General features: G+C 70.2%; 13 protein-coding genes. 9 read left to right on the top strand and 4 right to left on the bottom strand.

The annotated features are described in order from the left end of the window. Positions 1-1,066: M20/M25/M40 family metallo-hydrolase (locus tag IJH84_RS19955; protein WP_295147432.1), on the top strand; the 1,066-nt coding region annotated here is incomplete at its 5' end. A 9-nt stretch (positions 1,067-1,075) separates the two neighbouring features. Here IJH84_RS19955 and IJH84_RS19950 read toward each other — a convergent pair. Both IJH84_RS19950 and IJH84_RS19945 read right to left on the bottom strand, forming a co-directional pair. Continuing rightward, positions 1,076-1,261 carry a PspC domain-containing protein gene (locus IJH84_RS19950; protein WP_200067958.1) on the bottom strand — a complete coding sequence of 62 codons (186 nt, stop codon included), beginning with the start codon at positions 1,259-1,261 and terminating at the stop codon, positions 1,076-1,078. Positions 1,262-1,391: 130 nt separating this feature from the next. Then, positions 1,392-2,183, bottom strand: coding sequence for an endonuclease/exonuclease/phosphatase family protein (locus tag IJH84_RS19945; RefSeq protein ID WP_200067957.1), 792 nt, complete (start codon positions 2,181-2,183; stop codon positions 1,392-1,394). A gap of 528 nt (positions 2,184-2,711) precedes the next feature. Between IJH84_RS19945 and IJH84_RS19940 the strand changes: the two genes are divergently transcribed. From IJH84_RS19940 to IJH84_RS19920, 5 genes are all read left to right on the top strand, one after another. After that, positions 2,712-3,518, top strand: coding sequence for a basic amino acid ABC transporter substrate-binding protein (locus tag IJH84_RS19940; RefSeq protein WP_200067956.1), 807 nt, complete (start codon positions 2,712-2,714; stop codon positions 3,516-3,518). A gap of 67 nt (positions 3,519-3,585) precedes the next feature. Continuing rightward, positions 3,586-4,380 carry an amino acid ABC transporter permease gene (locus IJH84_RS19935; RefSeq protein ID WP_200068628.1) on the top strand — a complete coding sequence of 265 codons (795 nt, stop codon included), beginning with the start codon at positions 3,586-3,588 and terminating at the stop codon, positions 4,378-4,380. Between the two features lie 29 nt (positions 4,381-4,409). Continuing rightward, complete coding sequence (locus tag IJH84_RS19930; protein ID WP_295147418.1) at positions 4,410-5,162, top strand: amino acid ABC transporter ATP-binding protein; 753 nt, start codon at positions 4,410-4,412, stop codon at positions 5,160-5,162. Between the two features lie 267 nt (positions 5,163-5,429). Next, positions 5,430-7,703 carry an oxidoreductase gene (locus tag IJH84_RS19925; protein WP_295147416.1) on the top strand — a complete coding sequence of 758 codons (2,274 nt, stop codon included), beginning with the start codon at positions 5,430-5,432 and terminating at the stop codon, positions 7,701-7,703. A 137-nt stretch (positions 7,704-7,840) separates the two neighbouring features. Further along, positions 7,841-8,764 (top strand): SGNH/GDSL hydrolase family protein, encoded by a 924-nt coding sequence (locus IJH84_RS19920; protein WP_295147414.1) that lies wholly within the window; start codon positions 7,841-7,843, stop codon positions 8,762-8,764. A gap of 102 nt (positions 8,765-8,866) precedes the next feature. Here IJH84_RS19920 and IJH84_RS19915 read toward each other — a convergent pair whose 3' ends face one another. Further along, positions 8,867-10,075, bottom strand: a complete 1,209-nt coding sequence (locus tag IJH84_RS19915) for an ROK family transcriptional regulator (RefSeq protein ID WP_295147412.1) — start codon at positions 10,073-10,075, stop codon at positions 8,867-8,869. A 177-nt stretch (positions 10,076-10,252) separates the two neighbouring features. Between IJH84_RS19915 and IJH84_RS19910 the strand changes: the two genes are divergently transcribed. The 3 genes from IJH84_RS19910 to IJH84_RS19900 are packed head-to-tail and all read left to right on the top strand — an operon-like array spanning position 10,253 to position 13,289. Then, positions 10,253-11,578, top strand: a complete 1,326-nt coding sequence (locus IJH84_RS19910; RefSeq protein ID WP_295147409.1) for an extracellular solute-binding protein — start codon at positions 10,253-10,255, stop codon at positions 11,576-11,578. Positions 11,579-11,637: 59 nt separating this feature from the next. Next, positions 11,638-12,471 carry a sugar ABC transporter permease gene (locus IJH84_RS19905; RefSeq protein WP_233626523.1) on the top strand — a complete coding sequence of 278 codons (834 nt, stop codon included), beginning with the start codon at positions 11,638-11,640 and terminating at the stop codon, positions 12,469-12,471. After that, positions 12,468-13,289: a carbohydrate ABC transporter permease gene (locus tag IJH84_RS19900; protein ID WP_200067951.1), complete on the top strand. Its 822-nt coding sequence runs from the start codon at positions 12,468-12,470 to the stop codon at positions 13,287-13,289. The genes IJH84_RS19905 and IJH84_RS19900 overlap by 4 nt, the downstream gene beginning before the upstream one ends. A gap of 88 nt (positions 13,290-13,377) precedes the next feature. Here the strand turns inward: IJH84_RS19900 and IJH84_RS19895 are convergent, their stop codons facing one another. Then, a complete protein-coding gene (locus tag IJH84_RS19895) occupies positions 13,378-13,533 on the bottom strand; it encodes a hypothetical protein (protein ID WP_200067950.1) in 156 nt (51 codons plus the stop codon). Positions 13,534-13,864 lie beyond the last annotated feature (331 nt).

The raw sequence follows: 13,864 nt of genomic DNA, 5'->3' as shown, positions 1-13,864 counted from the left end.
GGTGGTGCGCGCCGGCCGCCTCTCCGGGCGCGGCAGCGTCGCCGACGGCTCTGCGCCCTACGCCGCGATCAGCGCCATCGAAGCCGTGCGCGCGCACGGCGGCTCGCACGCGCGATGCGTGCTGGTGCTGGAGACCGGTGAGGAGTCCGGCAGCCCGGACATGCCCGCCTACGTGGCGCACCTGGCCGACCGGCTCGGGCACGTGTCGCTGGTGGTGTGCCTGGATTCCGGTGCGGCGGACTACCGGCGGTTGTGGCTGACGACCTCGCTGCGCGGGGACGTGCGGGTGGGCGTGCAGGTGCGGGTGCTCGACAGCGGCCAGCACTCCGGCATGGCCAGCGGAATCGTGCCGAGCTCGTTCCGCGTCCTGCGCAGCCTGCTGGACCGGGTCGAGGACTCCGCTACCGGCGAAGTGCTGCTGCCGGAGCTGAACGTGCAGATCCCGCCCAACCGCGTCGCCGAGGCTCGCGCGGCGATCGAAGCCGTGCCCGGCATGACCCGTGACTCGGTGCCCACCAGGGAAGGGATGCGCCCGGTCAGCGAGGACGAGGTCGAACTCGCGTTGAACAACACCTGGCGCCCCGCGGTGTCGGTCATCGGCGCGGAGGGGCTACCGGCGCTGGCGGACGCGGGCAACGTGCTGCGCCCGTTCACCACGCTCGCGCTGAGCGTGCGCACTCCGCCGACCACGGACCCGGAGACCGCGCTGGAGGCGCTGCGCAAGGCGCTGTCCACGGACGTGCCCTACGGCGCCGAAGTGACCTTCCCGCTCTCCGACGGCGCCGCGGGCTGGAACGCCCCGGAAGTCGAGCCGTGGCTGTCCGAGGCGCTGGACGAGGTCAGCGACGACGTGTTCGAGGGCGGCTGGCGCACCATGGGCGTCGGCGGATCCATCCCGCTGATGGGCATCCTGCAGGACGCCTACCCGGACGCCCAGTTCGTGGTGACCGGGGCGCTGGGGCCGGGCAGCAACGCCCACGTGCCGGACGAATCGCTGGACCTCGCCTACGCGGCCAAGGTCAGCACCGCGATCGCCTACGCACTGGACGCGCACGCCCGGCGCTGAGCCGCTCGATCAGTAGGAGTTCTTGGGCATCACGATCCACAGCACGATGTAGAGCACGAACTGCGGGCCCGGCAGCAGGCACGACAGGATGAACAGGAACCGCACCAGGCCGGTCTTCATGCCGAACCGGTCGGCCAGCCCGGCGCACACCCCCGCGATCAAAGTGCCGTGCTTGGGTCGGGTCAGGCTGCTCATCGTCTCCTCCTGCTTCGGTGATCGTTTGCGGTAATCGTGCAAGATTGCGACGACCTGCCGCATCGGGGGCCACCCGGAGATCGCGCGGGGCCGTCCAGTACAACGCGCGGCAGCCCGACCCGTTCGCCGCTCAGTGCGAGAGCTCGACGACCAAGCCCGGGTAGTCGGTCCCGTCGAGCGGGAGGTTCTCGGTCCGCTCGAAGGCGAAGTCGGCGCTGTTGAACACGTGCTGCACCGAGCCGTCGCCGGTCCGCACCCAACCGCTGGGCACGCAGTCCTGCACGTCCGGTGCCGCGCCGTGGCGCAGGTTCAAATCGCCGCCGAGCACCGTCGGCCTGCCCAGGCCGGTGGCCACCTCGCTGAGCTCCGCGCACTGCTGCGCGGCGACCTGCGGATCGGCCGCCGAAAGCTGCGAGGTGCAGGCCGCGAACGAGGAGAACGGTGCGCACAGCGCGACCCGCTGCTGCCCGGTGCCGTCCTGCGCGGTGAAGACCTGCTCGGTGACCGCGCCGCTGACCGCTCCGAGGTCGGGGTGGGCGAGCACCGCGATGCCGTAGTCGCCGCGGCCGTCGGTGCAGGCCGCCGGCGCGCCGTCGGCGGCACGCGCCGGGGTGAATTCGGCGTGGTAACCGGTTTCGCGGGTCATCTTCGTGACGTCGTGCGCGCAGACCTCGTTGATCGTGACGATCCTCGGGGCGCGCTCCCGCACGGCTGCGATCCCGGACTCGACCGCGTTGCCCGTCGAGGGGCACTCCGCGGAACCGCTGTGGCAAACGTTGAGCTGCAGCACATCGAACCCGGCTGCGGGCGCGGCCGTCGCGGTGTCCGCGGCGGCCGGTACGGCGAAGCCCACGCAGGCGAGCAACGCGCCCGCGAGCGAGAGCCGCCGGGCTACTCCGCTGGATAAGTGGCCGTCGGTCATCGACCTGATCTCCTTGTTCTCGTCTCGGCGGTGTCGTTCCCCTGTCGACGGCGCAGTCTGCCGAAGCTCACGGCCGTTCGACAGCGGCCGAATCGGCCATTGCGGTGTTCGTCTTTCCCACACATTTCCGCAAAAGTGGGAATCGGCCGGAAAAAGTGATCACGGCGGACGGCTCCGACCGGTGCAGCGGGACGGTCCGAATGGAGCAACCTCGTAGCTGCGGAGGTGATCTTGCAGCGCACGAGTTTAGCTCCGCGTGGTGAACTTTCTGTTGACCGGCCACGATCGGCGCATGAAACTACAGCCGCGATCTCGGTCGGGACGCAACTACGACGTGCAACAGCAAGGTGGGCGGCGCGCGTTCTCGGCGAACCGCGCGGTTCGGTTCCGGCGGCACCGGCGTTTTCGCCCAGCAAGCCGAAAAATTGACTGATTCGAAACATCGCGCGGGAGAATCCGATCATTTCGAGTGGCAGGATCCGGAGCACTCGCGTTCTCGCCCACCAGGAGACCCACTTAGGAGACGTCGTGGCGCGTCGGAGAACTTGGAAAGCGCTCGCCCTGCTGCCCGTTCTGCTGCTCACCGCGGCGGGCTGCGCGAAGTCCATCGCCCCGGTCGGCGAGGACGGGCAGCTGCGGTTCACCCGCCCCGGCAAGCTCACCACCTGCACGCACCTGCCGTACGAGCCGTTCCAGTTCGTCCAGGACGGCAAGAAGGTCGGCTTCGACGTGGAACTGGTGGACTACATCGCCCGCGACCTGGGCCTGCAGCAGGAACTGTTCGACACGCCGTTCGAGGGCATCCAGTCCGGCGAGGCGCTCAACACCCGCAAGTGCGACGTGGCCGCCGCAGCGATCACGATCACGCCCACCCGGCAGCAGAACATGAACTTCTCCGACCCGTACTTCGACGCCGACCAGGCGCTGCTGGTCAAGAAGGGCGCCGCGGACAAGGAGCTGGCAGCGCTGCGCGGCAAGGTGCTGGGCGTGCAGCTCGGCACCACCGGCGAGGAGTACGCCAACGAGCACCGGGCCGAGTTCGGCTACCAGGTCCGCCAGTACGAGGACGTAGCGCTGCTGGAGTCCAGCGTGCAGAACGGCAGCGTCGACGCGGCGATCAACGACAACGGCGTGCTGCTGCACTTCGCCAAGAACAACCCGGACACCGAAGTGAGCACCGAGATCCCCACCGGGGAGAAGTACGGCATCGGCGTGCAGCAGGGCAACGGGCCGCTGCTGGCGAAGGTCAACGAGTCGTTGGCCAAGGCCAAGGCCGACGGCGAGTACGACCGGATCTACCAGAAGTGGATCGGCAAGCCGCCGGACCGGCCATGAGCGGCGGAACCACGGGACGAGGCCGGGGACGGCGATGACCACGACCGACACCGCGACGGCGCCGCGGATGAGCAAGCGGCAGCGCAGCAAGATCACCCGCGGCGTGCAGTACGCGATCCTGGTGCTCGCGGCCGTGCTGCTGGCGATCTTCGCCGACTGGGGGCGGATCGCTTCGGCGTTCTTCGACGTCGAAGTCGCCGCCGCGCAATTCCCGGCGATCATCATCAGCGCGCTGCTGAACACCGTCGTCTACACCGCGCTCGGCTTCGGTTTCGGCCTGGTGCTGGGCGTGGTGCTCGCGCTGATGCGGTTGTCCTCGGTGGCGCCGTACCGGTGGATCGCCGCGGTCTACGTCGAGTTCTTCCGCGGCGTGCCCGCGCTGCTGGTGTTCATCGCGCTGGGCTACGGGGTGCCGATCGCGTTCCAGCTGGTCTTCGACATCTACTCCACGGTGATGTTGAGCCTGGGCCTGGTCGGCGCGGCCTACATGGCCGAGACGATCCGCGCCGGGGTGCAGGCGGTGCCCGCCGGGCAGGTCGAGGCGGCGCGCTCGCTGGGCATGTCCAGCGCCCGCGCGATGGTAACGGTGGTGATGCCGCAGGCGTTCCGGATCATCCTGCCGCCGCTGACGAACGAGCTGATCCTGCTGACCAAGGACTCGTCGCTGATCTACCTGCTCGGGTTGTCCACCGCGCAGTACGAGCTCGCGAAGTTCGGCCGCGCCGCGTTGACCCAGTACCAGTCGCTGACCCCGATCCTGCTGGCCGGGCTGTGCTACCTGATCATCACGATCCCGCTGTCGCGGTTGTCGAACCGGCTGGAGCGCCGCTACGGCGGCCGGGTCCCGTCGGGTACCCAATGAGCACCGGCACGTCGGAACAGGAGCACCGGATGCACGCGATGATCGAGATCTCCGGTCTGGGCAAGTCGTTCGGCTCGCTGGAGGTGCTGCGCGGCGTCGACGTGCGGGTGCAGCGCGGCGAGGTGGTGTGCGTGATCGGGCCGTCCGGCTCGGGCAAGTCCACGTTGCTGCGCTGTGTGAACCTGCTGGAGCAGCCGACCTCGGGGCAGGTCTCGGTGGACGGGGTGGAGCTGACCGACCCGGACGCGGACATCGACGCCGCGCGCAGGCACATCGGCATGGTCTTCCAGGGCTTCAACCTGTTCACGCACCTCGACGTGCTGGACAACCTCGCGGTGGCGCAGCGGAAGGTGCTGCGCAGGCAGCGGGCCGATGCCGAGCGGATCGCGCGCGAGAACCTCGGCAGGGTCGGGCTCGCGGAGAAGGCGGAGGCGATGCCCGCGCAGCTGTCCGGCGGGCAGCAGCAGCGGGTGGCGCTCGCGCGGGCGCTGTCGCTGGACCCGAACGTGATGCAGTTCGACGAGCCGACATCGGCTCTGGACCCCGAGCGGGTCGGCGACGTGCTGGGCGTGATGCGCGGGCTCGCCGACGAGGGCATGACGATGCTGGTGGTCACCCACGAGATGCAGTTCGCCAGGGAGGTCGCCGACCGGGTGCTGTTCATGGACGGCGGCGGGATCGTCGAGCAGGGGCCGCCGTCCGAGGTGATCGGCTCGCCGAAGGAGGAGCGCACCCGCGCGTTCCTGGCCAGGGTGCTCGATCCGACGCGCAGCCACGCGTGAAAATCATCGGACTCGGCGATCGATTCTCGCGAATATCGAGATTACGCGAGATCGACGAGTCCTCATCGGACATTCGACGGCATGGATCCTGCGCCGTGCGGCGGCATACCGCTCCCTCGGCGGTGTCGCCCGCGGGGGTCACAACCTCAGGCTGAACTCGAGCGTCTGAACTGTCGGTGGTAGTTGATCTACTACTGTTCCGGCGATTCGCCGGATCAACAGCTGTGCCGGATCAACAGCAGCGCCGGACCGAAGTCGGGGAGGACCGTGCCGAACAGGCCGTGGGACAACGCCGGGGCGCCGACGACCGCCGAGCAGCGGCTCGACGACCTGCTCGGGCAGGGCAGGGCGTGGGGCCGCCGCCAGGACACGCCGGTGATCCCGCTCGACGTGCACGCCGACATGTACGACCCGGAGCGGGAGATCCGCGGCGAGTACCTGACCCGCAAACTCGTCGAATCCCCCGACGAGCAGGGTTGGCGCGCGTTCTGGCGCCGCGGCGGGCAGCAGCCGGTGGTGCGCATCGAGGACGCCGTGATCACCGGCAGGCTGGACCTGCGCGCGGCCGAACTGCCCTACCTGCTGGAGTTCGTGCGCTGCCGCTTCGACATGCGACCGGACCTGCGGCAGGCCACGTTGACCGGCCTGGTGCTGTGGCACTGCCGGTTCCCCGGGCTCAACGGCCGGAACCTGCACACCAGCCACGACACGGTGCTGCGCAACTGCACCAGCATCGGCGGCACGGTGGACCTGGCCGACGCCGAACTCGGCGGCTCGCTGCAGCTCGACGATTCGGAGCTGCGCAACCCCGGCGGTCGCGCGATCTACGCCGACCGGCTGGCGGTGGCGGGCGCGATGCTCGGCCAGCGGATCAAGGTCTCCGGCGAGGTGCGCATCCCCGGGGCGAAGATCGGCGGCAACCTGAACTTCTCCGGTGGCGCGCTGCGCAACCGCGGGCGCAACGCGCTCAACGCCAACGGCATCCAGATCGGCGGCAGCCTGCGCGGCGACGTGGACCGGATCAGCGGCGCGCCGTTCACCGTGGCCGGGCTGCTGTACTTGCCCAGTGCGCACCTGCAGGGCGACCTGCGGCTGCGCGACGCGGTGCTGGAACCCGGTGTCAGCCCGCCCAAGCGCGGCGAGTCCCAGTACGACGACCCGATCAGCACGCTGCTGCTGGACCGCGGCGAGGTCCGCGGCGACGTGCAGCTCGACCAGAACTTCCGCAGCGGCGGCACGATCCGCCTGGTCAGCAGCAAGATCGGCGGCGACCTGCGGATGGCGGGCGCGCAGATCGACCTGAGCTGGGCGCGCTCCCCGGCGGCGTCGGTGGACCAGCCGATGCGCGCGCTGCACCTCGACGGCACGGAAGTCCTCGGCAACCTGGAAGCCGTGGGAGCGACGCTGCACGGCCAGATGCGGATGGTCGACGTGCGCGTGCACGGCAGCTTCCAACTGACCCGCGCGTCCCTGGCCGGGCCGCGCACCGACACCGTGCAGGCCAACCGGATCCAGGTGGGCAGCAACTTCGACTGCCGCGAAGCCGACATCACCGGCACGTTGCAGCTGCAGGGCGCGAACATCGGCGCGAACGTGGATCTGCGGGCCGCGCAGCTGCTCAAACCCGCCTGGCACCGGCACCGCAGGGCGTACAAGTCCTCCTTGGACCTGCGCGCGGCGAGCATCGGCCGGGACCTGGTGTGCGCGGAAGGCAAGCAGTTCTTCCGCGCCGAAGGCGAGGTGCAGCTGCGCCGGGCGGTGATCGGCAGGCAGGCGAACTTCTGGGGCTGCGTGCTCGGCGACGGGAGCTCGGCGAACGCCTTCAACGCGTTCGGGCTGGTGGCGCAGGAGATCATGCTGCTGCCCGCGCAGCCCCCGCAGGGCCGGGTAGTGCTGCGCCAGGCGCAGTGCGAGCTGCTCGACGACAACGCCTTGACCTGGTCGGCGACTCGCGGCGTCGACGTCGAGGACTTCGCGTACTACAACCTCAGCCACCCGATCGAACCCACCGACGCGGCGCGCGTGCGGGAACGGTTGTCGTGGCTGCGCGCGACCACCGGCCGCTACCAGCCCGGTCCGTACGACCAGCTGGCCGAGGTGTTCCGCAACAACGGCAACGAGGAGCACGCGGTCACGGTGCTGATCGAGAAGCAGCGCCGCCGCTACCAGGCGCTGGCCGGTGCCTCCCCGCGGCTGCTGCGGCCTTCGGTCCGGTTGTGGAGCATGTTGCAGCGCAGCACGGTCGCCTACGGGTACCGGCCGCTGCGGGCGTTGCTGTGGCTGCTGGCCTTCGCGGTGGGCGGCACGGTCTGGTTCAGCTACCACCGGCTGGAGCCGATCAACGAAGAGGACAATCCGATCTGGAACCCGTTGCTCTACACCGTCGACCAGTTGGTGCCGATCATCAACCTCGGGCACGACGTGATGTGGCGGGCCGAGGGCAATTCGCAGTGGATCACCGTGGTGCTCATCGCCGCAGGATGGATCCTGGCGACCACGGTGGCGGCGGGCATCACCAGGGCGCTGCGCCGGGAGCATTGAGCGGGCGCGGCGGCAGGCGGATCGCGCTTCCCGGTCGTCACCCGAAGTGCTGGTGACGCGGAACAACCCGCGAACGGCGGCGGGAATCGAGCTCGGTACGTGCTACATCAAGTAGACACCGAGCATCGGAGGTCACCGTGGACGTCCAGCCCGATCGACCCGGCCGTCGCAGATCCGCTACCCGCACCCGACCCAACTCCACTGTGGACAAGAAGTGGGCGCTGCGGCGCTGCGCCGCGTTGCTCGCGGTTTCGGCGTCCTGCGCGCTGCTGCCCGCCCCCGCGCAGTCCGCGGAACGCATCGACTACGTCGCGCTGGGCGACTCGGCGGCCGCCGGGCCGCTGGTGCCGGGGCCGGACCCGAACCTCGCCTGCCTGCGTTCCACGGTGAACTACCCGCGCGTCGCTGCCGAGCGGCTCGGCGCCGAACTCACCGACGTAACCTGCTCCGGCGCCGAGATCGAGGACTTCACCGGTCGCCAGCACGGTTTCCTGCCGCCGCAGTTCGACGCGCTCGAGGAGACCACCGACCTGGTCACCCTCACCATCGGCGGCAACGACGCGCAGCTGGTGCAGGCGGCGGTGAGCTGCCTCAACGCGCTGCCCGAACCGGTCGGGATCTCCTGCGCGGACCGGTTCACCGAGCACGGCGACGAACTGGCCGAGCGGATCGACGCCGTCACCGACGACTTCGCCGCGGCCTTGGACGGCATCGCGCAGCGCGCGCCCGACGCGGAGGTCGTGGTCGCCGGGTACGGCACCTACATCCGGCCGGGCGGTTGCCATCCGAAGGAGCCGATCTGGGCGCGCGACGCCGACTACCTGCAGTCCAGTGTGGACAAGATGAACGCGGTGCTGGCGGAGCAGGCCAGTGCGCACGGCGCGGAGTTCGTGGACATCGCCGCGGTCAGCGAGGGCCACGACGTGTGCGCCGCGCCCGACGAGAAGTACCTGGAAGGCGTGCTGCCGACCTCGGTGGCCGCTCCGCTGCACCCGAACGCCCGCGGCATGGCCGCTTTCGGCGACGCCGTCGCCGACGCCGTCGAGTCCTCTTCCGCCTGAACCGGACGCTCCGCTCGACGAAGCGGGGCAAGCGGCGACGAGCGACGGGCCGTTCGTCCGACCTGGTCGGACCAGCGGCCCGTTCGCTCCTGCTGCTGCGCGTCAGCCGCCGAGCAACGTCGCCAGCCGCGGCGAGTAGGCGTGGTCGAGCACCAGGCAGGCCGCGCCCACCGCCCCTGCGTCCTCCCCGATCAGCGCCGCCTGCACCCGCACCGGACGCACGTGCGGCGCCCACACCTGAGCCGTGAGCACCTTCCCGACCCGCGCGCGGATCAGCTCGCCCGCGTGCCGCAACGCGGGTCCGCCGAGCACCACCCGGTCCACGTCGAGCACGCTGACGACCTTGGCCAGCGTCTGACCGAGCCGGTTCGCGGCGACGCGCAGGATCTTCACCGCGCCGTCGTCGCCGTCCGCGGCTTCGCGGCAGATCCGCTGGTACGCCGCGGACACCGAGCCGTCGGCTGCGCCGCCCGCGGCCGCCCACTCGGCCACCACGGCCCGCATCGAGCAGTACGCCTCCAGGCAGCCCCGCTTGCCGCAGGTGCATTCCTTGCCCGCGCCCGGCACGTGCCCGACCTCGCCCGCGTTGCTGCTGGTCCCCCGATAGACCTGATCTCCCAGCACGACGCCGATTCCGACGCCGGTACCGACGTAGACGTAGACGAACGAACCCGCCCGGTCCGCCCCGCCCGCCCAGCGCTCGCCGATGGCCGCGGCGGTCGCGTCGTTGTCCATCACCACCGGCAGCCCGGTGCGGTCCTCCAGCAGGTCCGCCAGCGCCACCTCGGTCCAGCCGGGCAGGTTCGGCGGCCCGAACAGCCGCCGGTGCGTGCGGTCCAGCGGGCCCGGCACCGCAAGACCCGCGCCGAGCACTCGGCCGCCGTCGATCCCGGAACGTTGCACGAGGTGGTGGAAGGTGCGGGCGAGCGCGCCGACCACGGCTTCCGGCGACGCGCCCGGCGGCACCCGGCGCTGGCTGCGCAGCCGCACCCGCCCGTCCAGGTCCAGCAGCACTCCGGTGATCCGCTCCGGGTCGAGGTGCAGCCCCACCGATGAGTAGGCGTCCGGCACGACCCGCAGCATCACCCGCCGTTTGCCGCCGGTGGACGGCGCGTGCCCGTCCTCGATGACCAGTCCGTCGTCCATCAGTGCGCGGACGATGTTGGACATCGTCTGCGCGGTGAGCCCGGTCGTGCGGGCCAGTTCCACGCGGCTCACGCCGCCGTTGGCGCGGATCGCGTCGAGCACGACGGCGCGGTTGAACCCGCCCACCTTCGGCAGGTTGGTGCCTTGCCAGAACTCCTGCGGCATCTAGGGGCGCTCCCGGGAGATGGGTGGATTCGTTGACTTGCTTCATCGAATGGAATTACGGTGCAGTGTGATCCTGATCTCACATCGGGCGCAAGCACTCGGCGCTCGGCTCGCCCGCACCGGCAGTCCGGTTCCGTTCCCGCACCGGCCGCCGGGCACATAGCCCGGGGAGGATCGATGCGCCGCAGGCGATTACCCGTCGCTCTTGCCGCCGCGCTGCTGGTGCTGACCGGCTGCGGCGGCGGAGCCACCGACGACCCGAACACCATCACCGTCGCCTACCACCGCTACGGCAACGTCGTGCAGATCGACCGCCTGATGCAGCGGGTCGAGCAGCAGTACGAGCGGGCTTTCCCGGGCAAGGAGGTCGCGCTGGACCCGGTGGTCGCGCCGGAGGGCGAGTACCTCTCGAAGCTGCAACTGCGGATGCGCTCGCCCTCGACCGCGCCGGACGTGCTCTACGAGGACAGCTTCTCGGTCAATTCCGACGTCGCGGCCGGCTACTTGGCGCCGCTGGACGACCGGCTCGCGCGCTGGCCGGAGTGGTCGTCGTTCATCGACGTGACCAAGCAGGCCGGCCGCGCCACCGACGGCCGCGTCTACGGCGTTCCGCTGGACACCGACACCCGCGGGCTCTGGTTCAACCGCGACCTGTTCGCGCGTGCCGGGCTGCCCGCCGACTGGCGCCCGCGCACCTGGCAGGACGTGCTCGACGCCGCTCGTCAGGTGCAGCAGCGCTTCCCCGACGTGATCGGGCTGGACCTGCCGCTGGGCAAGGCGGAAGGCGAGGCGGTGAGCATGCAGACGGTCGGAATGCTGCTCCAGGGCACGCCGACCGGCACCCTGCACGACGGCACGTGGGTAGCGCCGAACCGCGGTTTCACCGACGCGATGCGGTTCCTGTCCACCGCCGTCGGCGAAGGCCGCACCCAGAGCAAGGCGCAGATCGCCGACGCGCAGTACGACAAGAAGCTGCGCGACGACCTCACCAGGCAGGGCAAGGTCGCGATCCGGCTGGACGGCAGCTTCGCCGCCGGGCAGTGGGAAGGCTCGGGCTGGCGCGATTGGGCCGAGACGATGTCGGCGGCGCCGATGCCGACGCAGTACGGGCAGCCGCCGGGCACGGTGACGCTCTCCGGCGGCTGGACGCTGGCGCTGAGCGCGTCCGGGCGCAAGCAGGACGATGCCTTCGAGTTCGTGAAGCTGGCGCTGTCCCGGGACAACATCGCCGACTACGCGGTCGCTTCGGGGAACCTGCCGTCCCGCGAGGACTCAGCGCAGGATCCCCGGCTCACCGGCGCCAACCCGCTGGCCGGGTTCTGGCTGGGACTGCTGGACAACACGCACTTCCGCCCGACGCTGCCGGAGTACCCGAAGATCTCCGAGGAGATCCAGCAGGCCGTGCAGGACGTCGTCGGCGGCACCGATCCGGCGGAAGCCTCGCGGGAGTGGACGCAGTCGGTGCGGCGGATCGTCGAGCCCGCGAACACGCGAGGCGGCTGATGGCCGTCCTGGCGCAGCGACGACTCGGGCGGCCGCGCGCGGCGCGGTGGTTGCTCCCCATGGCGCCCGCGTTCGTGCTGCTCGGGTTGTTCGTCGCCGGCCCGATCCTGTGGAGCTGCTACGTCTCGTTCACCAACGCCGCGTTGACCGGCGCGGCCGCGACCTCGCCGGAGTTCGTGGGGCTGGAGAACTTCCGCCGCCTGTTCAGCGACCCGGACACGTGGCGCTCGGCTTGGTTGACCGTGGTGTTCACGGTCGGTTCCGCGGTGCTCGGGCAGAACGTGGTTGGACTGCTGATCGCCGTGCTGACCCGGCACCGGAACCGGTTGCTGCGCAACACCGTCGGCATCGCCGTGGTCGCGGCGTGGGTGCTGCCGGAGCTGGTCGCGGCGTTCGCGCTCTACGCGTTCCTGAATCCGGCGGGAACGCTGAACGGGGTCCTCGGCGCGTTCGGCTGGGCGGGCGCGAATTGGCTCTACAGCGTGCCGATGCTCGCCGTGGTGCTGGGCAACATCTGGCGTGGCACGGCCTTTTCGATGCTGGTCTACCAGGCCGCGCTGTCCGAGGTGCCGACCGAGCTGGCCGAGGCGGCCGAAGTGGACGGTGCCGGTGCGCTGCGCCGGTTCTGGCACGTGACGCTGCCGGTGATCCGGCGTTCGGTGCTGACCAACCTGATGCTGGTCACGTTGCAGACGCTCGGCATGTTCACGCTGATCTACGTGCTCACCGCCGGCGGCCCGGGTTCGGCGACGCGGACGCTGCCGCTGCTGATGTACGACGAGGCGTTCGAGCTCGACGAGATCGGCTACGGCGCGTCGATCTCCCTGGTGCTGCTGGCGGTCGGCGCGTTGTTCGCCGTGGTGTACGCGCGCAGTTTGCGGGAGGAAGTATGAGCCGTGCGCGGGTCGAGTCCACTGTGGTCACCCTGGTGCTCGCGGTGATCGCGCTGCTGTTCGCGGCTCCGCTGCTGTGGCTGGTGACCGCGGCGTTCGACGCGGAGGCGCCGCTTTCCGCGTCGGTCCCGGAACGGTTCACCTTGGACAACTTCGCGCAGGTGCTCAACTGGGAGACCAGCGTTCGTCCACTGTGGAACGGACTGCTGCTCTCCGGTGGTGCGGCCGTGGTCTCGGTGCTGACCGCGGTGCTGTGCGCCTACCCGCTGTCCCGCTACCAGCTGCGGTTCCGGCGGCCGTTCCTCTACACCGTGCTGTTCGCGACCGGACTGCCGATCACCGCCGTGATGGTGCCGGTCTACAGCATGTTCGTGCGGTTCGGCCTGGTGGATTCGATGGCGGGCACCATGCTGTTCCTGGCCGCGACGTCGCTGCCGATCGCGATCTGGATGACGAAGAACTTCATGGACGGCGTGCCGCTGAGCCTGGAAGAGGCGGCGTGGGTGGACGGAGCCTCGCCCGCGCAGGCGTTGCGTTCGGTGGTGCTGCCGCTGATCGCGCCCGGTATGGGCGTGGTCGGGATCTTCACGTTCATCACCGCGTGGGGGAACTTCTTCGTGCCGTTCGTGCTGCTGCTGGATCCGGCCAAGCAGCCCGCCTCGGTGGGCGTGTACACCTTCTTCGGGCAGGGCGGGCTGATCGCTTACGGGCAGCTCGCGGCTTACTCGATCCTCTACACCGCGCCGGTGATCGCGCTGTACCTGGTGGTCTCGCGCTCGCTCGGCGGCGCCTTCGCGCTCACCGGGGCCATCAAGTGAGTCCACTTCGGACGAACCCCGCGATGTGAAAGGGGCGGTGAGCCGGGTTTCCGCTCACCGCCCCGCGACACCGCGTGACCGTCCCTCATCAGGCCCGTCCCTTGTTCTCGATGGGCTTCGTGTCGTTGTCAGCCTCGTTCCCGTGGCATCGCGCGGGGACGACCTCGTCGTCTCGGCGCAGCACCAGCCACACCGCCACGACCGCGACCAGTGCCAGCACCATCATCGCCGCACTAGCAGCCATTTCGATCACCTCCTTTCCATTCGCATCGGCCTTTCCGGTCTCCGTAAGACGCACAGCGTGCCCTTCCGGTTCCACTCCGTCGACCTTTTACCTTCGCGGCGCCCCGCGCGGCCCGCCGCGCACCGAGGTCCGCACCGTGTTCGGCCGGTGCGGACCCCGGTGCTCCACACCCCCAAAACGGGCCGCGGCGCCTGCGGTGGCGTCCGCGCCGGCGCCGCGACCCACCTGCATTCCAGACCGATTCGGCCGCGCGCATTGCGCACAGGTGCGTAATCGTTCCGATTAATCGCAAAAAAATGCGACCGGGCCGCCCGCGGAATCCGCGGACGGC

This window comes from Saccharopolyspora sp. (genome assembly GCF_017434145.1).
GTDB classification, from domain to species: Bacteria; Actinomycetota; Actinomycetes; order Mycobacteriales; family Pseudonocardiaceae; genus Saccharopolyspora_C; species Saccharopolyspora_C galaxeae.
Note: the sequence above shows the minus strand (reverse complement) of the source record. Positions and strands in the feature narration are given on the sequence as shown.

Bases quoted from the DNA above. Each gene is read 5' to 3' on its own strand.
- IJH84_RS19950 (WP_200067958.1), bottom strand. From the start codon at position 1,261: ATGAGCAGCCTGACCCGACCCAAGCACGGCACTTTGATCGCGGGGGTG.
- IJH84_RS19945 (WP_200067957.1), bottom strand. From the start codon at position 2,183: ATGACCGACGGCCACTTATCCAGCGGAGTAGCCCGGCGGCTCTCGCTC.
- IJH84_RS19935 (WP_200068628.1), top strand. From the start codon at position 3,586: ATGAGCAAGCGGCAGCGCAGCAAGATCACCCGCGGCGTGCAGTACGCG.
- IJH84_RS19930 (WP_295147418.1), top strand. From the start codon at position 4,410: ATGCACGCGATGATCGAGATCTCCGGTCTGGGCAAGTCGTTCGGCTCG.
- IJH84_RS19915 (WP_295147412.1), bottom strand. From the start codon at position 10,075: ATGCCGCAGGAGTTCTGGCAAGGCACCAACCTGCCGAAGGTGGGCGGG.
- IJH84_RS19910 (WP_295147409.1), top strand. From the start codon at position 10,253: ATGCGCCGCAGGCGATTACCCGTCGCTCTTGCCGCCGCGCTGCTGGTG.
- IJH84_RS19905 (WP_233626523.1), top strand. From the start codon at position 11,638: ATGGCGCCCGCGTTCGTGCTGCTCGGGTTGTTCGTCGCCGGCCCGATC.
- IJH84_RS19900 (WP_200067951.1), top strand. From the start codon at position 12,468: ATGAGCCGTGCGCGGGTCGAGTCCACTGTGGTCACCCTGGTGCTCGCG.
- IJH84_RS19895 (WP_200067950.1), bottom strand. From the start codon at position 13,533: ATGGCTGCTAGTGCGGCGATGATGGTGCTGGCACTGGTCGCGGTCGTG.